Below are 23857 nucleotides of genomic sequence, written 5' to 3'. Positions count from 1 at the left end.
CGTCTGCGCCCCGGCGATCATCGCGACGGCCCGAGGAGCGCCCCGCGCTCGGCGAGGTCGCTCAGCAGGGCCGCGGTGCTCTCCAGCACCGGCCCGTCGACCGGGTGTCCCAGCGCGGCGCAGCCCGCGACCACGGCCTCCCCGAGCGCGGCGCCCGCGAGGAGGCGGCCAAGGATCTCGGCCGCGAGCGGCGTGAGCTCGAGGAAGCGCACGTCGTGCGCGGCGTCGCGGTACACGAGCAGGCGGGTGGGCTCGCGGGCCGGCACGTCGCGCGCCGACGCGTCGCCCTGCAGCCTGTGGACCGCGTGCTCGTAGCGCACGAGCGCCGCGGCCCGCTGGAAGCGCGCCCCCCGGTCGAGCGACAGCGCTTCGCCCAGGGGCCCCGGCGCCTCGTCGCCCGGCGTCCCCGGCGCCTCGTTGCCCGGTGTCGCTGGTGCCTCGTCGCCGAGCGGCCCTGACGCCCCGCCCGCGCCGGCCTCCTCGTCCTGCTCGGCGCACGCCGCCGCGAACGCGACCAGCTCGTGGCGCGCGAGATCCGCGAGGTACGCGGGGACCTCCGGATCCCCGGCCCAGCGCGGCGCGGCGAACCCCACGAACTCGAACGCGATGTCGCGGAGGTAGCGCGACCGGGGCGGCTCCGCTTCGATGAAGCGCGCCACGTCCGCCTCGAACCGCGCGCCGAGCCGCGCCGCGGTCCGCGGGATCCCGGCGCGGATCGCGCCCGTCAGCCCGCGGCGGATGAGGCTCCGGTAGAGCAGCAGCCGCTTCGGCGGGAGCGCCGCCATCGCCTCGAGGTCCGGCCCCTCGAGCCCGGCGCGGGCGAGCCACGCGCGCGGATCGGCCGCGATCGCCTCGCCGTCCGGCGCGGTCACGCTCCGCTGGAGCGCCCGCTCCAGCGCCGCGAGCTCCGGCGGCGGCGTGTTCGACGTCTCGCGTGTCTCGCACGTCTCGCACATCTCGCCCACCCCGCGCGCCCCGCTCACGCTTGCGCCTCCCGCGCGGCGAGCCCGCGCCGGTACGCCGCGTCGACCTCGGCGAGCTCGGCGAGCAACGCGCCGAGCGGCGGCACGTCGTTGTCCCGCTCGAGCACGACCGGCACCGGCCCGGTCCGCGCGACCGCGCGGGCGAGCAGGTCGAGCACCGGGGCGATCGCCGGCGCGCCGTGCGTGTCGACGAGGACCTCCGCGTCGTCGCGCCACGCGTGCCCCGCGACGTGCATCGCGGCCACGCGCTCGGGAGGGATCTTCTCCAGGAACGCGACCGGGTCGAAGCCGTGGTTCCGGGCGTTGACGTAGACGTTGTTCACGTCGAGCAGGAGCCGGCAGCCGGCGCGCTCGAGCACCTCGACGAGGAAGTCGGCCTCGTCGAGCGAGGCGCGGCCCGGGACCAGGTAGTAGGTGATGTTCTCGATCGCCATCGGGCGCTCGAGCCGCTCCTCCGCCTCGCGGATGCGGGCCGCGGCGTGGGCGGCGGCCGCGGACGTGTGCGGGAGCGGCAGGAGGTCGTGGAGGAACGCGCCGTCGACCCCGGAGAAGCAGAGGTGGTCGCTGTGGAAGGGGGGATCGAGCCGCTCCAGGAACCCCCCGAGCGCGCGCAGGTAGCCGGCGTCGAGCGGATCGAGCCCGCCGACGGACAGGGTGAGCCCGTGCGTCAGGATCGGGCGGTGCTCCCGGACGCGCTCGATCGCGGCGGGGAAGTAGCCGCCGCGCCGCATGTAGTTCTCGGGGGAGAGCTCGAAGAAGGGGACGGGCAGCGCCGCGTCGCGCGCGACGTGATCGGGCGCGTCGAGCGCCGCGAGCACCTCGTCGAGGAACTCCCATCGGAGCCCGAGGCCGACGCCGGTGAGCGCGCTGCCGGTCATGGGGGTACGGGGAGGGCGCGGGAGGCCGCGATCAGCCGCAGGTGCCCTGGCCGCAGCCCGCGTGGCCGGGCTTCTTCGCGGCGGCGCCCGTCTTCTTGGCGGCGGGCTTCGCCGGGGCGCCGGTGGGCGGCGTGGGCGGCGCGGCCGTGGCCGCCGGGGTGGCCGTGGGGGCGACCTTCGGCGAGGTCGCGGCGGACTGCGCGTCGCTCGGCGGCGCGGGCTCGGCCGGGGCGGCGGGGACGTTCGCGCCCGCGGCGGCGTCGCCGGTGGCGGTCTCGGCCGGCGCGGGCGCGGGCGCCGGCGCGGGCGCCGGCGCGGGCTCGGCCGGGGCGGCGGGGGCGGCCTGCTCTGCGGGGACCTCGCTCGCGTTGACCGGCGCCTGCGCGCCGGCGCAGCCGCTCATCACCATGGCGCCGGCGCTCAGCGCGGCGAGGGTCTCGTAAATGCTCTTCTTCGACAGCATCGTGTGGCTCCTCTGGTTCTCGTCTCGACGGGCCTGCGCCCACCGTTGTCGTCTCGACGGGCCTGCGCCCTCCGGCGGGCGAGGCGTGATCCGGCTTCCGGCGGCTTCCGGCGGCTTCCGGACCGCCGTGTCATCTCAGAGCCGCTGCGTCGCCGCAACGGCCCACTTTCGGGCGGCGCGCCGCGCTCACCGCGCGCCGCCGTCCGCTGCCGCCGCCGGCGCCATGGGGGCCGCGCCGGCGGTCGCGGTCAGCTCGAGCGTCACCATCGCCTCCTTGGCGACCTTGGGCGAGAGCACCTCGAGCGTCTTCTGGGCGAGCTTGCCGAACGCCTCCCGCGGGCGGACGTCGTGTTCGGCGAGCCCCACCGGGAACGGCTTCGCCGTCTTCACGGTGACGCTCGCGGGCCTTTCGCCCTCGTACCTGAACGTGGCGATGAGCTCCACGGTCCTCGGGGACTGCCGCTGGTGCAGCAGCAGGTCGCCCGACGCCGTGACGGTCACCGTCCGCTCCGCGCCGGACAGCTTCGAGAGGTCCTTCTCGCCGGAGGTCGAGATCGACCGGATCGCGAACTGGGCCTTCTCGTTCTTCGCGCGGACGTCGTCGGGCGTGTCCTTCGAGATCTCGAGCCAGGTGCGCGCGTGCTGGTTCTGCAGGTCGCTCTTCTTCTCCTCGCCGGGCTTGCCGTCGTCGCCCACGGCGGTCTGGAAGAGCTCGATCGTGGAGAGGTCGACCGTGATGAGGCCCGTCGTCCTCGTGACGTCGGCGGGGTCGACCTGGAGCGTCCCCGCGGCGGCGCCCGCGATCCGCCCGCGGATCTTCTCCTGCGGCGCATCCATCACGAGCTCGACCTTGCTGCCCGCGCGGTCGATCGCGAAGGTCGCCGCGGCGGGCGCCTTCGGCTCCGGCGCCTTGAGCTCGGTCGCGGCGGGCGCGAGGCTCGGCTGCTCCCCCTGGCACGCGGCCGCGCCAAGGCCGGCGGCCGCGAGCGCGAGGAGGAGCAAGGCCCTTGTCCGGATCGTCTTCACGCTCGCCTCCTGCATCTCTCGGGTTGTTGCGCGCCCGCGCACGAGGGCGCGCGGCGGTCTCCACTTGAACAGGAAGGCCGGCGCCCGGAAAGGGAGATCGGGGTCATCGCCATCGCTCGCCCGCCCGCTCTGCGCCTCGGTTCCATGAGTTCCATGTCCGAGATACGTGCGAGCGGCGCCGCGGTTTCGGTGGCGCCGCGGTTTCGGCGGCGCCCGGCTGCGCGGCGCAAGGCGGAGCCCGCCGGGCCTGGGCTGCACAGCCGCGTGTGGCCTGCGGTGTGCACGAGGCGGTCGTCGAAGACGGAACGAGCCAACCGGAGACAACTGCAATGAGCACGCGACGACTCGCGGCGGCCGCCATGACCGCCGCCGGAATGATGGCGCTCGCCGGCGCGGCGGAGGCGCAGGGCGCGGCGGGCCGGGATCAGCAGGTCCGGCCGACAGGCAACCTCCCTCCGGCGGATCAACCGCTCATCCGGCGCATCCCGGAGCCCACTGTCGCGGTGGAGGGCGGCCTCGGCGTGCTGGGCTTCCTGGGCGGCGCCGCGGGCGTCGGGCCGAGCTGGAACGTTCGGGTGACCGGGAGCATGTCGCCGCGCGTGGCCGTCGAGGCCAACTACACCGGCTCGGTGAACGAGCGCGCGATCGTGGGGAAATCGCTGGTGATGACCTCGCTCGACGCGGGTCTGCGCTACAACATCCTGCGCGCTGACGAGGCGATCGTGCAGCCGTTCGTTGTCGCGGGCGTGGGCTACGTGGGCTGGGCGGGCCGCGGCGGCGACGCGTTCGCGCTGTCGGTGCCGCTCACCGCGGGCGTGGAGCGGCTCGTCACGCGCAACGTCAAGCTGGGCGCTCGGTTCAACTTCCGTCCTGCGTTCTTCGACGACCTGAGCCTCGGCGGCGCGACGACCCAGACGGGCGGCGACACGTGGGCGCTGCTCGCGCACGGCGGCGGCGCGTTTTGACCTGGCCATCGGGTCTTGACCTGGGCCGCGCCTGCGGGGCGAGGCGAGCGTGGGCCGGGACCCTGTCGTCCCGTGGACGTGGAGTGGAGTACGCTGCCGCCCGCTCGGGCGGCGACCTGCCTTCGGGGTCCCTTGGCCGGGCTTGATCCACGGAGAACGACGGTATGAACACGCGCAGCGACTCGCCCCGTCGGGGCCTGAGCCTCTTCTTCACGGGGCTCGCGCTCGTCTCGAGCGCGGCTTGCTCCAGCAAGCAGCCGGCGACCCAGGGGACGTCGACGGTTGCGGCGGGCGAGCAGCGGGAGAACGGCTGTTCGACTGGGCCGCTCCTCGAGTGCCCCGAGGGCCAGCTCGACGGCTGCGCCAACGGGACCACCACGGAGCATCGATGTGTGGACGCGGGGCGGGGGAGGTGCCTCGACATCCGGGCGGCGCTCGTGAAGTGCCTGGACGGCGAGATCCTGACGCACGACGGCTGCCCCGAGCCGGCCTACATGCAGCGGTGCGCGCCCAGGTCCGCGCAGCTGCCGTGAGGTGGCGCGGTTGTCGTCTGAAAAGTTCAGGGGTCGACTTGATTTCTTCTCGCTGTCTGCAGCGCTCACCGGTCGCCCTTGTGTCGCGCCCGCTGGCCGGGCGGATCAACCCTACTTCCCCGCTACCCCGACGCGCGGGGCGACCTCGGCGCGGAGATCTTCGTATTCGAGATGATCGGCCCCCCCGCGTACGAGCCGGCGCCGCCTTCGCTGCCCCAGCTATCGACCTCGTCGGGCGGAGTGTCCTCGAGCTCGCCAGACGGCGTGATCGGCCCGCGGACGCCCGGGACATCCGCCTGCGGGAGAGGCCGCTTCTCCTCGCTGACCTCGTGCGCGAGGCGCGGGTCGCCGGGCGGATCGTGCGTTGTATCGACTCCCATGTCTCCTCCTTCCCGAGGGCTCCTGGGACCGGCGCGCTCGATCGTCCACTCCTCCCTTGCGGCGGCTGTCCCGTCTGCCCGCCGCCCCCGGCTCACCCCTCGTCCATGACGGGGATCGTGAACCTGAACGTCGTCCCCACGCCCACGCGGCTCTCCACGTGGATCGTCCCCCCGTGGGCCGCCACGAGCTCCCGGGCGATGGCCAGCCCGAGCCCGGTGCCCTTGTAGCCGTTCCGCTGGCCGCGCCAGAACCGCTCGAAGAGGTGGGGCAGCTCGTCCTCCGGGATCCCGGGCCCCGTGTCGGCCACCGAGAAGACGACGTGCTCCTCCCCGCGCTCGCACCGCAGCGTGATCGCCCCCTGGGCGCCCGTCACCTGGAGCGCGTTGCTCAGGAGGTTGGTGAGCACCTGGAGCACCCGATCGCGATCACACGTGACGAGCGGGACGTCGTCGGCCGCCACGACCCCTAGCTGGACCCCCTTCTCCTGGGCCTGCGACTCGAACGTCTCCACCGCCTCCCTGCCGATCTCCCGCGGATCCTGCGGCTGCCGGCGCAGCGCCAGCCGGCCGGCGCGCAGGCTCGCGAAGTCGAGCAGGTCGTGGAGCAGCCGATCCATCCGGTGCGCCGAGCGCTGGATCGCCTGGATCGCCTTCGTGTCGCCCTTCTCTCCCCGCGTCGCCGCGCGCTTCGTCATCACGGCGGCCGCCGTGAGGATCGCGCTCAGGGGGTTCCTGAGGTCGTGGGACACCGTGGCGAGCACGTTGTCCCGGAGCTCGATCGCGCGCTGCGCCGCCTCGTACAGGCGGGCGTTGTCCGCCGCGAGCGCCGCCCGCTGCGCCAGGTCGTGCGCCACCGCGAGGTCCGCCTCGTCGTAGACCCGGCCGGACCCCGCCGTCGCCAGCGTGATGCAGCCGAAGGTGCGGCCCCGCGCGACCATCGGGACCACCAGGGCCGACGTGATCCCGAGCGCCCGGGCGAACCGGCGGAAGGCGCCGTTCTCGTCGAGCGAGGCGACCAGCGGGTGCGACAGATCCCTGATGAGCTCCGGGCGCTCGCGGCAGAGGGCCCGCTCCAGCAGCGCCATCAGCGGCGGCGGGGGATCCAGCTCGCGGAAGAGCGCGCGCGCCCGCTGGAGCTCCTCGGGGCGCGTGTGGGTCACCGTGATCCCGCGCGCCTGCTCGAGGTCCGGGAGCGTCTGGATGACGCACCAGTCTGCCAGCTCGGGGACCGTCAGGTGCCCCACCCGGTCGAGCGTGCCCTGGAAGTCGAGGGTGTCGCTGAGCGCGGCGCTCGCGGCGGCCAGGAAGCGCTCCCCCCGCTCGACGCGCGTCCGCTCCGTGATGTCGAAGAAGGTCACGACGGCCGCCATCACGCGCCCGACCGGATCCCGGACCGGCGCCGAGCGCACGAGGATCCGCCCCTGCGCGCCGTCGTCGCGGACGATGTCGATCTCCTCGTCGATCACGACCTCGCCGGTCGTGATCGTCCGCGCGAGAGGCCAATCCCGGGCCTCGTACGGCCTGCCCGACCGAGCGTCGAAGCCCCGGCAGACGGCGTATCCATCGATGTCGTGGATGTCCAGGAGCGGCAGCCCGAAGATCGCCCCGGCCTGGGGGTTCGAGAGGAGGACGCGCCCCGTCGGCGGCTCGGCGATGACGAGCCCCGCCGGCATCTGCTCGACCACGGTCGCGAGCAGGGCGCGGGCGTCGTCCGCCTGGCGCCGCGCCGCGCGCTCCTTCGCGACGAGCTGCGCCTGCACGATGATGCCGGTCGCCCGGCTGGTCATCGTGCGCAGCATCAGCGCGTCGTCCTCGGAGAACTCCTCGGCGTTGCGGGAGCCGAGGATCGCGACGCCGATGGAGTGCCCCTCGTGGATCAGCGGCACGCCGTAGACGGCGCGCAGCCCCCTCGCCCGGATTTCCCGCGCGGTGACGGGCAAGCCGCCGGCCGCGGCGTCGAGCGACGTGGGCCCGCGCAGCGCGAGGACCGCGCGGGCGAACTCCCGCGCCGCCTCGAGCGGTGGCCCGGGCAGCGGCCCGTCGTCGATGCCCGCGGTCGCGTGGACCTCGAGGGCGTCCCCGTCCCCGAGCAGGACGATCGCCACGTCCACGGCGGCCGCCGCCTCCCGGGTGGCACGGAGCAGCGCCTTCAGGAAGGTGTCCAGATCGCTGCTTCCGAGCGCGGCCGTCGAGATGGCGTCGAGCGCCTGGAGCAGGCGCACGCGCGCCGCCTGGTAACGGGACACCGCGTCGGCGATCGCCTCGTCGATCGTCCCGTTCAGCTGGATGACCTCACGCCCCCCGTCCCCGCCGCCGTCCCGCTCCCAGAGCTCCAGGATCACGACGCGGAGCGCCGCGTACTCCATCACGACGTCGGCGAGATCGTACCCGTGGGCGAGCCGGCTCAACGCGTGGAGCCCAGGGAGCCCCCGGTGCTTCCGGTCGGCCGCCGCCGCCGTGCCCGCGCTGCGCGTGCCCTCGGCGATGTAGGCGAGGATGTCCGGGAGGTGATCGGTCGGTCTCGGCGCCGGCAGCCGCCGCGCCGGGCTGAGCGCCTGGACTCGGTACTTCCAGGCATCCAGGAGCGCGTCGTGGTGGCGCTGGATGAAGTCGGAGAGCCGCTTTGGGTTCGGTCTACCGAGCAGATCCATCGGGGACCTCACGATAGCGCGAATCCTTGAGCGCGTGTTCACCTAGCACCGACTCGAATCGACGAAAGAGCGCCGCTCCCAGGCGGAGCTTGCTCGCCGCGCGCGCCGCACGCCGCGCGAGCGCACGTCGGCGCGGGTCAGCTCCGGATGCCTGGCGCCTCGTGTCCGCTCTGGGCGACATACTCCAGGTATCCCCCGCCATACACACGCGGCCCGTCGGGCAGGAGCTCCAGGACGCGGTTGGACAGCGCGGCGAGGAAGCGGCGATCGTGCGAGACGAACAGCATGGTGCCCTCGAACGAGGAGAGCGCCGCGACGAGCATCTCCTTGGTCGCCATGTCGAGGTGGTTCGTCGGCTCGTCGAGCACGAGGAAGTTGGGCGGATCATAGAGCATGATCGCGAGCACGAGGCGCGCCTTCTCGCCGCCGGACAGGATGCGACAGGGCTTGTCGATATCGTCGCCCGAGAAGCCGAACGCGCCGGCGAGCGTGCGGAGCGAGCCGATCGAGGCCTGCGGGAAGCTCGCCACGATGGACTCCCAGACGGAGCGGGTCGGGTCGAGGAGCTCCATCGCGTGCTGCGCGAAATACCCCAGCTTCACACTCGCGCCGACGTTCACCCCGCCTGCGTCCGGGGCGGATGCCCCCGCGACGAGCTTGAGAAGGGTGGATTTGCCGGCGCCGTTCACGCCCATCACACACCAGCGCTCGCGGCGGCGGATCAGGAGGTCGAATCCGTCGTAGATGGAGCGCCCGCCGAAGGACTTCTTCACCCCGCTGAGCCGCGCCACGTCGTCGCCCGAGCGCGGCGCGGGCTTGAACTCGAAGCGGATCGTCCTCCTGCGCTTCGGCGGCTCGACCTTGTCGATCTTCTCCAGCTTCTTCACGCGCGACTGGACCTGCGCCGCCTTGGCGGCCTGGGCCTTGAAGCGCTCGATGAAGCGCATCTCCTTCGCGAGCATCGCCTGCTGGCGCTCGTACTGCGCCTCGGCCTGCTGCTCGTTGATGGCGCGCTGCTGCTCGTAGAACTCGTAGTTGCCGGAGTAGCTGGTGAGCTCGCCGCCGTCGATCTCGATGATCTTGGTGACGATGCGGTTCATGAACTCTCGGTCGTGCGAGGTCATGACGAGCGCCCCGGCATACTGCTTCAGGTACCCTTCGAGCCAGATGATCGACTCGATGTCGAGGTGGTTCGTCGGCTCATCGAGCAGGAGCGCGTCGGGCCTCATGAGGAGGATGCGGGCGAGCGCGACGCGCATCTTCCACCCGCCCGAGAGGGCGCCCACGTCGCCGTCCATCACGGCCTGGCTGAAGCCGAGCCCGGCGAGGATCTCGCGCGCCTTGGCGTCGAGCGCGTAGCCGCCGAGCTCTTCGTAGCGGGCCTGGGCCTGCCCGAAGCGCTCGATCAAGCTCTCCATTTCATCCATCCGCTCGGGGTCGGCGAGCGCGGCCTCGAGCTCGCGGAGCTCCGCGGCGACGTCGGAGACCGGGCCGGCGCCGTCCATGGTCTCGGCGACGGCGCTCCTGCCCTTCATCTCGCCGACGTCCTGGCTGAAGTAGCCGACGGTGACGCCGCGATCGATGGCGACCTGGCCGCCGTCGGGCGCCTCCTCCTTGGTGATCATCCGGAAGATGGTCGTCTTGCCCGAGCCGTTGGGCCCCACCAGGCCGACCTTCTCGCCGCGGTTCACCGCCGCGGAGGCCTCGAGGAAGAGGATCTGCTTGCCGTGCTGCTTGCTGATGGAATCGAGACGGATCACGAGGGGCGCTGCCGCTGGGGGCGGCTCCTTTCCGCGCCCCCTATACCAGACGGCCCGTCGCGCGATGCGGCATTTCGTCCGCCGCCGTCGGCGCCGGCGCGCGCCATGAACCGCCCGCGGTCAATCGGTGCATTGCTCGTCTTCGGGCGCATTCCGGGCGCATTGCACAGGAGCCCTTTTTTTTCTCTCCTGCTATGCGCGCGCTTTCCATCTCCTTTTTCGCGCTCATCCGCGCTTGATGTCGCGCGGTCGAGGGGGCAGAAGGCCCGGCATGAGCAAGGTCCAGATCCTCTCTTATGCCGGCTGCAGCACCTGCAAGCGAGCGCTGAAGTGGCTCGGCGAGCGCGGCGTCGACGTCGCCGTGCGCCCCATCGTCGATGAGCCGCCGACGGCCGCAGAGCTCGCCCGGTGGGTCCCAGCGAGCGGGCTCTCGGTGCGCCGGTGGCTCAACACGAGCGGGCAGAGCTACCGCGCGCTCGGCAAGGCGCGGGTGGACGCCGCGAGCGACGACGACGTCACGCGGTGGCTCACCGAGGACGGGAAACTCGTGAAGCGGCCTGTGCTGGTGAAGGGAAACCGGGTGCTCGTGGGCTTCCGCGAGGACGACTACGCCGCGCTGTTCGGCTGAGCCTCAGGGGGCCGAGGTGAAGCGGCCTCCCCGGACCTGGCTCAGCTCGAACGAGCTCTCCGGGTCCAGGTTGTTGTCCGTCGTGCCGCTGCGCGAGCGGCGGATCACGACGTCCACGTCGCAGCTCTCGGGCTCCTGTGAGCTGGTCGCCTCCAGCTTGCCCGCGTCGATGGTGTACGTCCCCGGGTCGCCCCCCACATCGAACGTCTTGGAGAAGATGCAGTCGCCCTTCACGTCGATCACCATGTCGTCCCCGGACGCGCTCGGCGACCAGGTGATCGTGAGGTCCTCGCCGCGCGGGACTGGCTCTCTGGGCAGCGCCTCGAGGTCGAACGGATCGGGGAGCGTCCCCACGTTGTTCGTCGCGTCGTCGTCGTCCTCGTCGTCGCGGTCCAGCAGCACCTTGATCTCGGTGCCTCCTGCGCCGACGTCGACGCCAGCCTCGTAGACCCCATCGCTCTCGGCGGACATCGCGACCGCCTCGCCGTCCACGGTCGCCGAGATCCGATCTCCCGCGCTCAGGATGACGTACGTGTTGCTCTCGTCGCCGCCGGCCTTGAGGGTGGCCCGCAGGGTCGTCGACGACGCGCTCTCGGCGATCGCCTCCAGGGTCGCAGAGATCCCCCCGGTCTTGATCTGCTGCGAATCGAGCGTCTCCGTGCAGCCTGCGAGCAGACCGGAGGCTGCGACCCCGAACATGGCCATCGTGGTCTTCGTGATCATGAGTTGCCCTTTCCTCACCGCCTCACCCGCCAGGGCGCGTCGGCCTGTAGTTTTCCATGGGATACTACGCTCGGCCGCGCCCCAGGACGAGGCGCAAGGTTCCGACGGTGCGCGGCGAGGCGGTCGTGGATTTCCCTTGGACGTCGCATCGCAACGCGGCTTCGAGGCGGCGTGAGCGTGCGCCGCGCTACCGTGCGCGCGCGAAGGCGGCGACAGGCGCGGGCTGGTTCACCACTGGCTGCGCACCACGACGCCGCCGCCGGTCGGTCCCGCGAGCAGCGACCAGCTCATCGCGCCTGCTGGGTGGTAGGGCGCGGCGCCGGCCTGCGCGCCGGTAGTCGCGCTGGCCTGCGAACCGGACGAGGAGGGCTCCGTCAGGAGGAGCACGAGCGCCGTGCCGGCCAGCGCCGCCCCGGCGCCGAAGCCGATCGTGCTCACCAGCCCCAGGTCCTTCGCGCGCTTTCCAGCGGCCTTCCCTTCGGCGGTCTTGCATACCGCCCTGCCGGAGCCGACGTCGTCGCAGTCCTCCTCCGCGTGGCGGCCCTCGCTGAGCGCCATGGCTCCCGTCACTCCCCCGGCGATCAGCCCGCCCAAGGCGAGCCCGCCCGTCACGTACGTCAGCACGCGCCGGCCGCTGGTCCCGGTCGGCGCCGGCGTCCGCGACGCGCCCTCGTCGTGCCGTGACGGCGGCGGGGCGGACTGCTGGGGCGGCTGATCCGCCGGCGTCGCGGGGGGCGGCGCCTCCGGGAGCTTCACCTCGAGCTCGATCGTCTTCTCCTCCGACTTCTCGATCGTGAACCGCACCTCGTGGGTGGGCCCGCCAGGCGCCTTCGTCGTCACGACGTGCTCGCCCGGGTTGACGGGGAGCGCGATCCCGAGCGAAGGCCCCTCCAGCGTGATGCCGTCGCGCTGGACCATCGTCCCGGCGGGCGCGTCGGCCGGCAGCGACAGCGTGAGCTGTGGCACGAGCGGCACGAGCGCGTCGCGCTGCTCGAGCACGAGCTTGTAGCGATCGTACTGCTTGAGCTGCTCGGACTCGGATAGGCGGGAGTAGAGCGAAAGGAAGTCGTTGTAGCGCGCGACCGCGGTCGCGGTGCGCCCCCACTTGGCCTCGCACTCGGCGAGCGTGAACAGCCGCCCTGCGCGAGGATCGAGCCGGTAGCTCTCGGTGAGGGCAGGGCATCCGGTCTGGAACTTCCCCGCCAGCATGTCCGCGAGGCCGCGGTTGAAGAGCGACTCGGCCACGGCCACGGCGTCAGGCTGCGCGTTCGCCGGCGCGGTGACAGCAATGCACAGTAGTCCGCTCAAGACGGACCCGGGCCAGAAGGTTCGCATCGGAGGTAACATGAGATACCTCCTTTGGGACCGCCCCAGGCAAAAAATCAGCGGGTTGTGGGGCCGCGCTCAGTCTGCGCCGTAGAGCGACTCCCGGGGTTTCGCCGCGGGGGCGGCGGAGGCGGTCGGCGCGATCTTGCGCCAGGCGCCGGGCGGCGGCGCCGGGGTGCGCGGCGCCGGCGAGGCCTTCGCGCTCGCCAACACTTCGGGAGCGATCGCCAGGCTGCTGTTCGCGGGCGGCGCGGCGGCGGGGCTCGCCGGCGCCGCGAGGTCGGTCGACCTGGGCGTGCCGGCCTCCTTGCCGGCCTCCTCGGGGCGGGCTGCGCCCGGGGCGGCATCGGGCGGCGTGGAGGGCGGCGCGACGGCCGCAGCCTGCGCCGCCTGCGCGTGCTCGGTGGGGCCGGGGGCCGGGGACCTGCCCTTGCTGAACGCGGCGAAGGCGAGGGCGCTGCCGCCGACCAGGGCGATGGCCGCGACGACGAGCGCGGATCGGCTCCGCGGCGCCGCGGTGGTGCCGGTGCCGGTGCCGACCCGGGTCTCCACGCCCGTGCTGGACGACTGGGCGGCCACCGGCATCGACGACCCGGGCCCCTGGCTGGCATGGCTATACCGCGGGATCGGCGTCTCCAGCGTGGCCAGGCGCGACGACCTGACCGTCATGGGGGCGATGTCGAAGACCTCGGCGAGCGCCTCCACCGTGGACGAAGCGGTCGGGAAGCGCGCCCCGGGCTCGCGCGCCGTCGCCTTCGCGAACCACGCGTCGAAGCCCGGGGGCAGCTTCACCCCCTCCTTCTCCGCGCGCACGGACGGGGGCTCCTGCGGGCCGTGCATCGCGATCACCGCGAACGCCAGCGAGTTACTGTACTCGCGCATGTCGTTCAGCCAGTAGGCCTTGCCGACGAGGGTCGTATACGCGATCATGCCGAGCGCGAAGAGATCGACCGCCCGTGTGATCGTCTCGCCGCTGAACTGCTCGGGCGCCATGTAGAGCGGCGTCCCGAGGGCGGCGGTGTTCGCCCCTTCGACAGCCGTCTCGGCGACCAGCTTTGCGATGCCGAAGTCAAGCACCTTGATCCGGATCTCGTCGTCGTCGTCGCTCGCCGCGAGGAAGAGGTTCGCGGGCTTCAGATCGCGGTGGACCACGCCGGCCGCGTGCGTTTTGTCCAGGGCGTGCGCGGTCTGGCGCAGGTAGGCGATGGCGTTCTCCGGCGGCAGGCGCCCGCCGCGGCGGATGCGCTTGCTGAGCTCCTCGCCGCGGAGCAGCTCCATCACGAGGAACGGCATGCCGGTGTCCAGGTCGATCCCGGCGTCGAACACCTCGACGATGTGCTCGGTCGCTATACGCGCGGCGATGCGCGCCTCGAGCTTGAACCGCGCGTGGAACTCGGGGTTCTCGGCGAGGTGCGGGTGCATGACCTTGAGCGCCCGCCGCCGATCCGTCTCGACGTGGACGACCTCGTAGACCGCCCCCATCGCACCCGTCGCGATGCTGCGCACGACGCGGTACCTACCAGCGAACAGCATCCCCTCGTTGAAGTTCAGCGACATAGTCTCACCCGCGTCGAACGAGGTTACACCACCTGGTCGGACGGCCGCACTCGTTAACTTGCAGACCTTACAAACTTGTGGGCCGTAAGACTCCCCACATGGAACTCCCCAATGTAGGCGCGTTCGTTAGATCTGCGCGCACCAGGTAACAGGTAAGCGCCCTGCGCTGATTGGCGCCGCTTGCGCCGCTCGCGCGGAGCCCCGACCGTCGTCGCGAGAAGATCCCGTGATTCCGTGGCTTACGGGGCTCTCCAGCGGTGATGTGGTGCCCGTCCGTTCTGATCGTTTTTCACGACAGACACATCGACATCGTCAGATGCACGGGCGGAGCGCGGGCGCCGCCTGTCCCGTCAGAGCACGAGCACCGCCAGCAGCCGGGGCCCGTGGAACACGTCGAACCCACCGAGTTCGAGCTTGCGACCGATCGTGTAGATCGTCTCGTCTCCGCGTCTGGTCGCGTGGATGCTCGATAGGATACCCTGGCCGATCGCCTCCACGTTGTAGGACAGCTCGGTGAGCAGGCGGAGCCGGCTGAGGTACGAAGTCAAGCGGAGCCGGAGCCCCACCGACACATTGCCGGAGAGCGCGATCATCGTCGCCTCGTCGACCTCGCGCGGGGCGCCGGGGACCGCGGGATCCGCGGAGAAGGCGTAGCGCACCGGGCCGGCGCCGCCGTAGAGGCCGAGATCGCCGAACGGCGCGAGCCGCGGCCACTCGCCGTTGCCCATCCGCACGCTGAAGCCGCCCTGGTAAAACCGCGACGTCACGCTCTGGGCGGGGCTTTGCCGCTCGAAGACGTAGACGTCGCCCTCGCCCGGGTCCCGCTCGCGGAGCGCATAGAAGATGCGCGGGAGCTTGTAGTCGATGTACCTGAAGCCCGCGAGCAGCTCCTCGAGGTAGAGGTCGTCCGCGGCCTCCGGGAAGAGCTTCGTCAGGTCGAAGCCGACGTCGATCTGGCGGAGCAAGAGCTGGAAGGGCGCGCTGGCGACGGCGCCGGCGTCGCGGTCGGTCGCCGGATCGACGGCGAGCTCGGTCACGTTCCCGGCGGTGAAGCGCGCGATCTTGAGGCTCGTGCTCACGCCGGCGAGGTCGGCGCCGATGTCGAAGACGTCGCTCGCGAAGCCGTTCAGCCCGAGGAGCCTGCCGAGCGAGCCGTCGTACTGGATGTCGCCGCCCGACGAGAACAGCCGGTCGGTCTTGAAGCCGGCGTTGAGGCGCGCGGCGTCGCGCACGTGGTCGAAGTCGTACGTGAGCAGCGCCCGGCCGCCGACCATGAACACAGGATCGACGTCGTAGGCGAGCCGCCGCGTCCTGCCCCGGTAATCGTTGACGCCGCCGGAGGAGCCCGCGCTCGCGAGCTGGTGGAAGAACAGGAGCTCGACGTCGCCCTTCAGCTTCAGGTGGACGGCGTCGAGGCTGATCGCCCGGCCCTGCTCGAGCAGGCCCTCCTGCGCCTCGAAGCCCGCCGTGTCCTCGAGCGGCGTCTGCGCCGGCGCGGAGAGCGCCTCGGCGCAGGCGGAGAGCGCCGCGCGCTGCTCCTCGAGCACCCTGGAGATCGCCTCCGCGCGCGCCACGGCGGCCCTGTAGCCGGGCTCGTCCCGCGCCACCCGCCGGGCCTGCTTCACGACGTACGGCGCCACGGCGAGCGCCTCGATGTGCATTCGCAGGACGAACGACAGCACATGGAGGGCGTCGCGCGCGATCGTCCGGGCGGGCTCCTGCCCTGCGCTCGCCGCGCGGAGCGCGGCGGCGGCGAAAGCGACGTCCCGGTGCGCTCCGGCGAGCGCCCGTCGCCGCGCGCCGGCCCTCGCCTTCGCGGCGGCGATCTCGGGCGTGTCGGGGGCGCCGAGGGGCCTCCCGGCCGAGAGCCGCTCGACGCTCCGCTCCTCGGCGGCGAGCGCCCGCGCGTGCTCGGCGAGCGCCTGCCACGCGGCCGGCAGGCGGCTCGCGGCGCGAGCCTCGCGCGACGGCGCCGCGAGCTCCGCGAGCGCGTCGAAGAGGCGCGCGAACGCGGGCGGCGCGCCGCGCTCACCGCGCGCCGCCGCGCGGGCGAGCGCCTCGTCGAGCTTCGCGCGGTAGAGCTTGGCGAGCGGGACCTCGTGCTCTCCGTCGTAGGGGGGCGTCTTCTCGAGGCGCGCGCGGAGCCGCTCGCCCTCGTCGTCGTCGAGGCGGAGCGCCGCGATCCACGCGTCACCCGGGGAGTACGGGGTGCTCGAGAGGACCTCGTCGGCAAGCCAGGCCGCTCGCTCCAGATCCGCGGCGCGATCGTCGATGATGGCGCGGCGGGCGTCCTCGTTCGCGAAGGCGCGGGCGGCGCGGGCGTTGTACGTGGTTGGCCCGCAGGCCGAGGCTGCCGCGGAGGCGAGGAGCAGGAGGCCTGCGAGCGCCGGGCCCGGTCGCATCGGCGAGAGCCTACCATGGCGTGCGAGCGCACTGGACGCCGCGCCGCCGGCCTGCTCAGAATGCGCGCCCGTGGCTCCCAGCCGACCCAGCGAGATCGACGGCGCGCGGGCCCGCGGCCTGCGATTCGCGGCTCGCGGCTTGCTGACCCGTCGTCCTGGCCGCGCAGCACTGCGGTCGCTGGCGGCGAAAGAGCCACGTGTGAAGGAGAAGAACCGGGATGAATGATGCCACATCCAGCTGCGACATCGGCATGATCGGGCTGGCCGTCATGGGCGAGAACGTCGCGCTCAACATGGCCGACCACGGGTTCAAGGTGGCCGTGTACAACCGCACGGTGCAGGTCGCGAAGGACTTCGTCGCGAGGAACCCGAGCACGCCCGGCGGCCTGGTCTGCTGCGAGACGCTGAAGGACTTCGTCCGCGCGCTGAAGAAGCCGCGCAAGGCGGTGATCCTGGTCAAGGCCGGTCCGCCGGTGGACATGGTGGTCAAGCAGCTCATCGAGGCGGGCGTCGAGCCGGACGATATCGTCGTCGATCTGGGCAACTCGCTCTGGACCGACACGATCCGCCGGGAGCAGGAGTACGCGAAGCAGTGCAAGTTCTTCGGCTCGGGCGTCTCCGGCGGCGAGGTGGGGGCGCGCTTCGGCCCCTCGCTGATGCCCGGCGGTGATCCCGCGTCCTGGCAGCACCTGGAGCCGATCTGGCGCGCGATCGCCGCCAAGGTCGATCCGGCGACCGGCAAGCCGATCGAGGGCGCGTCCCCCGGCAAGCCGGTGGAGGGCGGGGTCCCCTGCACGGCGTACATCGGGCCGAACGGCGCGGGCCATTACGTGAAGATGGTCCACAACGGCATCGAGTACATCGACATGCAGCTCATCTGCGAGGCGTACACGCTCCTCGACGGGCTGCTCGGGATGTCGAAGGACGAGATGTCTCGGGTCTTCTCCGAGTGGAACAGCGGAGATCTCGACTCGTACCTCATCCAGATCACCGCCGATATCCTCCAGCAGAAGGACCCTGTCCAGAAGGACAAGCCGTTCGTCGATTTCGTCCTCGACACGGCGGGGCAGAAGGGCACGGGCAAGTGGACGAGCAGCAACGCGCTCGACATGGGCATCCCTGCGAACGCCATTGCGGAGGCGGTGTTCGCCCGTTGCCTCTCTGCGCTGAAGGACGAGCGCGTCGAGGCCTCGAAGCACCTCTCTGGCCCGACCCCGACCCCGGTCGCGGACCGGCAGGGGACGATCACGGCGATCCGCGACGCGCTGTATTGCTCGAAGATCTGCGCCTACGCGCAGGGCTTCCAGCTCATGGCGGCGGCGCAGGCGGAGTACAAGTGGACGCTTGATTTCGGCACGATCGCGAGCATCTGGCGCGGCGGCTGCATCATCCGCGCCCGCTTCCTCCAGAAGATCACGGAGGCGTACACGCGCAATCCTGGCCTGACGAACCTGCTGCTCGATCCGTACTTCAACGATCAGATCAAGCAGGGGCAGGCGAACTGGCGCAAGGTGGTGTCGATCGCCGCGCAGAACGGCGTCTGGGCGCCTGCGTTCATGTCGGCCCTTTCGTATTACGACGGGTACCGTGCGGCCCACCTGCCTGCAAATCTCCTGCAGGCTCAGCGAGACTACTTCGGGGCGCACACCTACGAGCGCACGGATCAGCCGCGCGGCAAGTTCTTCCACCTCGACTGGCCGGACCCCTCCCGTCCTCAGCTGGACATCAAGGGCACCGGCGGCGGGCACTGACGACCAGCCGGATCCCCGTCCTCATCGCCGCTCCGCCGGCGTCGTCCCGCCTCCCTCGTCCCTCTTCTATCTTCCGTCTTCGAACTCACGCCCTCGTCCGGCGTGCGCGTGCGTGTGCTCGCCCTGGGTCGAACGAAATTGGATGGATCGCCACGGAAGACGGCAAATCGGGGGCCCAGTTCCCCGCCCGTCTCGCTGCCAGGTCGCGGTGCGCAGGGCCGCGACGGCGGGAGCCATCACCCCGTCCCTCCGGCGCGGCTGTGAAGCGCGCCCGACGGCGCCTGTCGGTTCGTCCGCGCGTTCGGGCTCGGCCGGCTGCTCTCCCGTACGGGCTCGCGCGGCAGCTCCACGATGAACGTGGCGCCCGCGCCGGGCTCGCTCTCGATCCGGATGTTCCCGCCCAGCGCGTCGACGACGCGCCGCACGATCCACAGCCCGAGGCCGAGCCCGCCGAAGTGGCGCTCCGACACGCCGCGCTCGAACCGCCCGAAGAGCCGCGCCTGCGTCGCGCGGGGGATGCCGGCGCCGCGGTCGCGCACGACGAGCCGGGCCCAATCGCCGTCGCCCTCGGCCCGGACATCGATGGGCTTCCCCTCCCCGAACTTGACGGCGTTCGACAGCAGCTTGTCCACCACCTGCCGGAGACGCGCACGGTCCCAGACGCCCACGACCCCCGGCTCCGCCGCGACGGACAGCGTCGAGCCTGCGTGCTCGAGCGCCACCGCGTGGCTCGCCGCGACGTCGCGGACCACCTGTGACAGATCCACCGGCTCCATCTGCATCTCGGGCTGGCCCGCGGAGAGGCGCGCGACGTCGAGGAGATCGTTCGCGAGTCGCTCGAGACGCGCGATCTGGCGTACGGCGCGCTCCAGCTTCGTGGCCGCGCGCTCCGGCCCCCCGGCCCTCGTCCCGCCGGCGCGCGCGTCCCGGAGCAGGACCTGGACTTCCATCAGGAGCGGCGTGAGCGGCGTCCTCAGCTCGTGCGCGGCGAGCGTGAGGAACGTGTCGCGCGCCCGAACCCCCTCTTCGGCCAGCGCGAGCAGGCGCGTCCGCTCCTGCAGCAGGCGCTCGAGATCGTCGTAAAGGAACGCGTTCTCCAGCGCGACGGCGGCCTGGGCCGACAGGACCCCGACCACCTCCACGCGCTCGGCCGTGAACGCGCCCGTCGCGAGGTCGTTCTCGATGTACAGCACGCCGCGCAGCGCGCCCCCCGAGAGGACGGGGGCGCACAGCATGGAGCGGGTCTGTCGCGACACCACGTACGGATCGTCGCGCGTCGCCGGAGACGTGCGCGCGTCCTCGAGGACCATCGGCGCCCGGGTCCGCGCCACCGTGCGCACGGCGGATAGGCACGCGCGATCGCCGGCGCGCTCGACGGGTACGCCCCCCGCGCGGACGGCCCCGCGGGACGGGTCGCCGGCCGCCTCGAGGACGAGCGCGCCCTCCCGCTCGACGAAGAGCGCCCCCCGCTGCGCGCCGGCGTTCTCCATGACCGTGGAGAGGAGGCGCGTCGGGAGCTCGTGGAGCGTCAGGCTGCTCGTGATGGCGTGCAACGCCTTGAAGAGCGACGCCGCGTCGAGCAGGACGGCCGGCGCCTGCGAGGTCGTGAGCAGCGCGCCCATGGGGGCGTGCATCGGCAGGAGGCTCGCGTACTGCTGCTCGAGCTGCGCGACCTTGGCCACGGCGCCCCACCGGGCGTAGAGCCGCCGCGCTCGCTCCAGGTAGGCGCGCGCCAGGAAGGCCTTGCCGGACGCCAACCAGAAGCGGCCGGCGAGCTCGCACGCGAACGCGGCGTCCTGCACGTAGCCCTCCGCCTCCGCCCCGGCGACGGCCTCGTCGTAGAGCCTGGCCGTGGCCCAGGGATCGTCGCTCCGGAGCGCAGACCCGATAGCATCGAGCAGCGCGACGTGGTGCCGGAGGTTCGCCGCGCCGGACCGCGTCGCCGCCCGCACCTCGTCAAGGATGGCCTCGGCGCGCAGGATCAGCGCGGCGCGACCGTCCCCGACCTCGTCCGCGGCCAGCATGAGACACGATAGCGCCACCGCGACCTGTAGCCGCGGATAGTGGACAGGCAGCCCGCGCCCGGCCAGAAGCCACGGCTCGGCTCGCTCGAGCTCCTCGAGCACGCCCCGGAAGTCGCCGAAGAGACAGAGCAGCAGGATCCGCACCATGGCGACCACGAACAAGCTCATGTGCTCGCCGTTCGCCTCCATGATGGGGCGCATCGTCCGCTCGTCATAGGCCTCGCCCTGGAGCACCGTCGGCTGTCCACCCTCCCCGAGCAGGTTCATCGTGGCCTGCTCGAGGGCCGCGGCTTCGCGCGCGGTCGGCTCCTGGTGGAGCTTGTAGAAGGCGCGGGCCATCCCAATGATCTCGTGCGAGAGCCCGCGGAGCGGCGCGCCGGCCAGGTAGGCGTACATGCAATACGCGAAGCCGCAGTAGGCCGCCCACTCGAAATCTCCGTACGCGACGCCCTCCTGGTACCCCAGGCGCAGCGGCTCGAGCGTGTCGCGGAAGTGCGCCGTGCGCGCGTGGACCACGCCCTCGATGAGGATCGTGATCTTGGCCAGGAGCTCGCGGGACCCGAGCCGCGGCATCACCTGCATGACGAGCCGGCCAAAGCGCCCCGCGCCCTCGACGTCCCCGTGGAGGTCGAGGAGCGCGGCGAAATACGCGTACCACAGCGGGGTGGATGGAGCGGTGCCGTGATCGATGGAGAGCCGCACGAGCTGCGTGACGAGGAACGGGTGGCGCTCCGGCGCGTACTGGAACACCAGGGCCATGATCTGGCTGGCGATCTCTAGGGCGAGCAGGATCCTGGGGTCGCGCATCGGGGGCAGCGCCGCGAGCTCCTCCACCTCCCTGCCCGAGAGCCGCTCGCGAATGACCGTGATGGCGCGTTGCACGTCCTCGGCCGTGGGCTTGTCGGGGAACGTGAGCCCGAGCCGCTCGAGCGCGCGGAAGCCCAGGCGCAGGGCGTCCATGTTCCGGTCCTGGGCCTGCGCGCTCCGGATGCGGAGGCCGTCGGCCTGGACCTCGTCGAGGACCGATGTCGCGTGGGAGGAGAGCACGGAGGCGAGCCGCTCGACGCCGTCGAAATCACCAACGAGGCAGGCCGAGAGCCCCGCTGCCCGGTACAGCGAGACGGCGAGCTCGCGCGCCCGCGCGAAGCCCTGCTCGCCCAGCACCCGGGCGCCGGCGCCGAGCAGGCTCGCGGCCGCCTCGAACGACGCCGCGCCGAGCGCCCGCTGGCCGCCGCGCAGGAACAGCCTGGCCACCTCGATCCGCTCCCCCTCGTCCGTGAGCAGCGCCTGCCCGGCCTTGAGCTGGTCCAGGATCACGAACAGGCGCTCGTCCAGGCGCTCGGCCGGCGTCGTCGCGAGGAGCCGCTGTCCGAGATCGAGGTGCACAGCGGGCCGATCCCGCTCCTCGATGAGCGCATAGGCCGCCTCCCGGATCCGATCGTGCGCGAACGCGAACGTCGCGCCCGAGGAGTGGCCGGCGGGCGCCCGGAGGCGGAGCGGGATCAGCATCCCAGCCTCCACCGGCTCCCGCAGGTCCGAGAGCGTGTCCTCCATAGCGGCGCGGCGGAGGGCCGCGAGCGTGCCGATGTCGAACGTGTCGCCGAGGCACGCGCCCACACACAGCGCCTCCCTCGCGGCCGGCGAGAGCTCGCCGAGCCGCGTGCGGAGCAGCTCGGCGGCGTTCTCCGCCATCGGAGCGGCCTCGGCGCGGGCCTCGTCCCACGTGAAGGAGCCGGAGGCCGGGTCGAACGTGATGACGCCGTCGAGGTGCAGCCGCTGCAAGAGCTGGCCGATGACGAACGGGTTGCCCCCCGTCTTCCGCTCCACGATCCGCGCGAGGCTCGCCGCGCGCGGGGCCGGGACCCGCAGCGCGTCGGCGATGAGCTCCACGACGGCGCGCTCGGGGAGCGGCGAGAGCGCGAGCGAGGTGCCCCGCGCGGCACCGTTGTGAATGCGCTCCATCGCTGCGCGCAGGGGGTGCCCCTCGGAGAGGTCGTTGTCGCGGTATGCGAGGATCATGCAACAGAAGCGCAGGTCCGGATCGGCGGCGAGCTCGCAGAGCAGGTCGAGCGTCGCGGCGTCCGCCCACTGGAGGTCGTCGAGGAACAGGACCAGCGGCTGGCTGTCCCGGCACAGCGCGCGCACGAACCCGCGGAGCACCAGCGTCGAGCGGTTGCGCGCCGCCACGGGATCGAGCTCCCGCACAGGCGGTTGCGGCCCGATCAGCAGCGAGAGCTCCGGCACGAGCGCGGCGACCAGGGCGCCGTTCTCGCCCAGCGCGGAGAGGAGCGCCTGCCGCCATGACGCGACGGCGTCGGGCTCGGCACCGAGAAGGTGCCGCACGACGTCCTGCAGGGCCCTGGCGAGGACGTCGTACGGCGTCGCGCGCTGGAGCCTGTCGCATTTGCCCGTGGCGAACATCCCGCGCTTGCCCGTCAGGGAGCGCAGCAGCTCATGGGCCAGCGCCGATTTGCCGATCCCTGGCGGTCCGCCGACGAGCACGAGCTCCGCGCACCCCTCGGCGGAGCGCTCCAGGGCGAGCGTGACGGCCTCGATCTCCTCGTCGCGACCGTACAGCCGGCGGGGGATCGCCAGCCGATCGGGGACGTCGCGCCGGCCGAGCGGGAAGGGCTCGATCCGGCGCGCACGGCGCCATGATTCGACGCACCAGCAGAGGTCCGCCTCGACGCCCCAGGCCGTCTGGTAGCGATCCTGCGGCTCCTTGGCCATCAGGCGGAGCACGATGTCGGACACGACCTCGGGAATACGGGGGTCGACCTCGCGCGGCGGGGCGGCCGCGCGCGCGAGGTGGCAATACACCAGATCAAGCGGGTCGCTCGTCTCAAAAGGCCGGCGGCCCGTGAGCATCTCGTACAGCGTCACGCCCAGCGCATAGAGGTCGGCGCGGGCGTCGAGCGGCCTGTTCATGCGGCCCGTCTGCTCGGGCGCCATGTATGCGAGCGTCCCCTCGATCTGGGACGGCGGCGCGAGCTCGGCTTGCTCCAGCGCCAGCTCGCTCGCGACACCGAAATCGATCAGCTGAACAGCGCCCGTGCGCTCGTTCCACACGACGTTCGAAGGATTGACATCCTTGTGGATGACGTGGCGGCGGTGCACCTCGGACAGCTCGCCCGCGACCGCAGCGCCGATGGCGAGCGCTTCATCGATCGTGAGCCGCCGCCGGGCGCAGACGCTGCCGACGGAGACACCACCGATGTCCGGCGTCTCCAGGCACCTTGTGCCGCCGAGGGTGAGGAGCTGAAAGGTGCGCCTCAGGCGGCGGAGCACCGCGGTCTCTCGGTCAGGGCCGTCGCTCTCGTCGGTGTAGATCTTGAGAATCACGGAGCGGACGGCGCGCCCGTCCGACGGCGCGACCGCGCGGAACACCGCACCCGATCTCGTGCGGGCGACCGCCTCGAACTGCTCATAGCCGGAAGAACCCAAGGCTTTGACGAGCTGAGCTGTGACGTCGTCCATGGGCCTCGTGCTGACCGCCCCCGTTCACGCGCGAGCGGCCGGATGCGCGGTCTGCGCTCGGCGCGAGGGGGAGAGCATAGCGACATCTCGGCGCCGCGCTGGGCACCGGCGCCCGAAACCCGCAGCGCGGGAGCCCCGATCGCCGGGCCGTCGCGACGATGGACGAACAGGATGGCCCAGGCATCGTCCTCGCCGTCGTCCCGGCCGCGGTATGCGCACCCGCGACGATGGCGAACGGCCTGCCCGATCCGAGCACGACCTACCGCCTCGTGGAGCTGGAGCACGCCACCCTCGAGGCCTTGCGGAAGCGGGCAGCGGAGCGGGTCTCAG

The 23857-nt window shown here is 72.3% G+C and carries 16 protein-coding genes; 4 read left to right on the top strand and 12 right to left on the bottom strand.

The annotated features are described in order from the left end of the window. Positions 1-17 precede the first annotated feature (17 nt). The 4 genes from WMF39_RS32850 to WMF39_RS32835 form a co-directional block, all read right to left on the bottom strand. Positions 18-983: an HvfC/BufC N-terminal domain-containing protein gene (locus WMF39_RS32850; RefSeq protein ID WP_437740423.1), complete on the bottom strand. Its 966-nt coding sequence runs from the start codon at positions 981-983 to the stop codon at positions 18-20. Further along, a complete protein-coding gene (locus WMF39_RS32845) occupies positions 980-1861 on the bottom strand; it encodes a DUF692 domain-containing protein (RefSeq protein WP_437740422.1) in 882 nt (293 codons plus the stop codon). The genes WMF39_RS32850 and WMF39_RS32845 overlap by 4 nt, the downstream gene beginning before the upstream one ends. 31 nt (positions 1862-1892) lie before the next feature. Next, on the bottom strand, positions 1893-2324 hold the full coding sequence (locus tag WMF39_RS32840) for a hypothetical protein (protein WP_437740421.1): 432 nt from the start codon (positions 2322-2324) through the stop codon (positions 1893-1895). Between the two features lie 186 nt (positions 2325-2510). Further along, entirely contained in the window at positions 2511-3350 is an 840-nt protein-coding gene (locus WMF39_RS32835; RefSeq protein WP_437740420.1) for a hypothetical protein, read from the bottom strand. Positions 3351-3679: 329 nt separating this feature from the next. Here WMF39_RS32835 and WMF39_RS32830 point away from each other — a divergent pair, with 329 nt between their 5' ends. After that, entirely contained in the window at positions 3680-4315 is a 636-nt protein-coding gene (locus WMF39_RS32830; RefSeq protein WP_437740419.1) for a hypothetical protein, read from the top strand. Positions 4316-4479: 164 nt separating this feature from the next. Next, positions 4480-4848, top strand: a complete 369-nt coding sequence (locus WMF39_RS32825; protein WP_437740418.1) for a hypothetical protein — start codon at positions 4480-4482, stop codon at positions 4846-4848. A 122-nt stretch (positions 4849-4970) separates the two neighbouring features. On the opposite strand, the gene WMF39_RS32820 is transcribed toward WMF39_RS32825, so the two are convergent. The 3 genes from WMF39_RS32820 to abc-f all read right to left on the bottom strand — a co-directional run bounded on the left by WMF39_RS32820 (position 4971) and on the right by abc-f (position 9639). After that, a complete protein-coding gene (locus WMF39_RS32820) occupies positions 4971-5228 on the bottom strand; it encodes a hypothetical protein (protein ID WP_437740417.1) in 258 nt (85 codons plus the stop codon). A gap of 92 nt (positions 5229-5320) precedes the next feature. After that, on the bottom strand, positions 5321-7891 hold the full coding sequence (locus WMF39_RS32815; protein WP_437740416.1) for an ATP-binding protein: 2571 nt from the start codon (positions 7889-7891) through the stop codon (positions 5321-5323). 125 nt (positions 7892-8016) lie between these two features. After that, on the bottom strand, positions 8017-9639 hold the full coding sequence (gene abc-f, locus WMF39_RS32810; RefSeq protein WP_437740415.1) for a ribosomal protection-like ABC-F family protein: 1623 nt from the start codon (positions 9637-9639) through the stop codon (positions 8017-8019). Positions 9640-9910: 271 nt separating this feature from the next. Here abc-f and WMF39_RS32805 point away from each other — a divergent pair, with 271 nt between their 5' ends. Further along, the gene (locus WMF39_RS32805; protein ID WP_044966189.1) at positions 9911-10267 is read left to right on the top strand and encodes a Spx/MgsR family RNA polymerase-binding regulatory protein; all 357 of its coding nucleotides are present in this window, start codon (positions 9911-9913) and stop codon (positions 10265-10267) included. A gap of 3 nt (positions 10268-10270) precedes the next feature. Here WMF39_RS32805 and WMF39_RS32800 read toward each other — a convergent pair whose 3' ends face one another. The 4 genes from WMF39_RS32800 to WMF39_RS32785 all read right to left on the bottom strand — a co-directional run bounded on the left by WMF39_RS32800 (position 10271) and on the right by WMF39_RS32785 (position 16275). Further along, a complete protein-coding gene (locus tag WMF39_RS32800) occupies positions 10271-10990 on the bottom strand; it encodes a hypothetical protein (protein WP_437740414.1) in 720 nt (239 codons plus the stop codon). Positions 10991-11218: 228 nt separating this feature from the next. Beyond that, on the bottom strand, positions 11219-12298 hold the full coding sequence (locus tag WMF39_RS32795) for a hypothetical protein (protein WP_437740413.1): 1080 nt from the start codon (positions 12296-12298) through the stop codon (positions 11219-11221). Positions 12299-12394: 96 nt separating this feature from the next. After that, a complete protein-coding gene (locus WMF39_RS32790) occupies positions 12395-13873 on the bottom strand; it encodes a serine/threonine protein kinase (RefSeq protein ID WP_437740412.1) in 1479 nt (492 codons plus the stop codon). Positions 13874-14223: 350 nt separating this feature from the next. Beyond that, positions 14224-16275 (bottom strand): hypothetical protein, encoded by a 2052-nt coding sequence (locus WMF39_RS32785; RefSeq protein WP_437740411.1) that lies wholly within the window; start codon positions 16273-16275, stop codon positions 14224-14226. Between the two features lie 218 nt (positions 16276-16493). On the opposite strand from WMF39_RS32785, the gene gndA reads away from it, so the two are divergent. Further along, entirely contained in the window at positions 16494-18026 is a 1533-nt protein-coding gene (gene gndA, locus WMF39_RS32780) for an NADP-dependent phosphogluconate dehydrogenase (RefSeq protein ID WP_437740410.1), read from the top strand. A gap of 236 nt (positions 18027-18262) precedes the next feature. Here gndA and WMF39_RS32775 read toward each other — a convergent pair whose 3' ends face one another. Further along, positions 18263-23527, bottom strand: coding sequence for an AAA family ATPase (locus tag WMF39_RS32775; RefSeq protein ID WP_437740409.1), 5265 nt, complete (start codon positions 23525-23527; stop codon positions 18263-18265). Positions 23528-23857 lie beyond the last annotated feature (330 nt).

This window comes from Sorangium sp. So ce1504 (genome assembly GCF_051521635.1).
Taxonomy (GTDB): domain Bacteria; phylum Myxococcota_A; class Polyangia; order Polyangiales; family Polyangiaceae; genus Sorangium; species Sorangium cellulosum_B.
The sequence above is the reverse complement of the archived record's forward strand: the minus strand, read 5'-3'. Positions and strand labels throughout refer to the sequence as shown.

Excerpts from the sequence above, each read along its gene's own strand:
- WMF39_RS32825 (WP_437740418.1), top strand. The coding sequence starts at position 4,480 with ATGAACACGCGCAGCGACTCGCCCCGTCGGGGCCTGAGCCTCTTCTTC.
- WMF39_RS32805 (WP_044966189.1), top strand. The coding sequence starts at position 9,911 with ATGAGCAAGGTCCAGATCCTCTCTTATGCCGGCTGCAGCACCTGCAAG.
- WMF39_RS32840 (WP_437740421.1), bottom strand. The coding sequence starts at position 2,324 with ATGCTGTCGAAGAAGAGCATTTACGAGACCCTCGCCGCGCTGAGCGCC.
- WMF39_RS32820 (WP_437740417.1), bottom strand. The coding sequence starts at position 5,228 with ATGGGAGTCGATACAACGCACGATCCGCCCGGCGACCCGCGCCTCGCG.
- WMF39_RS32790 (WP_437740412.1), bottom strand. The coding sequence starts at position 13,873 with ATGTCGCTGAACTTCAACGAGGGGATGCTGTTCGCTGGTAGGTACCGC.
- WMF39_RS32785 (WP_437740411.1), bottom strand. The coding sequence starts at position 16,275 with ATGCGACCGGGCCCGGCGCTCGCAGGCCTCCTGCTCCTCGCCTCCGCG.
- gndA (WP_437740410.1), top strand. The coding sequence starts at position 16,494 with ATGAATGATGCCACATCCAGCTGCGACATCGGCATGATCGGGCTGGCC.
- WMF39_RS32845 (WP_437740422.1), bottom strand. The coding sequence starts at position 1,861 with ATGACCGGCAGCGCGCTCACCGGCGTCGGCCTCGGGCTCCGATGGGAG.
- WMF39_RS32775 (WP_437740409.1), bottom strand. The coding sequence starts at position 23,527 with ATGGACGACGTCACAGCTCAGCTCGTCAAAGCCTTGGGTTCTTCCGGC.
- WMF39_RS32830 (WP_437740419.1), top strand. The coding sequence starts at position 3,680 with ATGAGCACGCGACGACTCGCGGCGGCCGCCATGACCGCCGCCGGAATG.
- WMF39_RS32800 (WP_437740414.1), bottom strand. The coding sequence starts at position 10,990 with ATGATCACGAAGACCACGATGGCCATGTTCGGGGTCGCAGCCTCCGGT.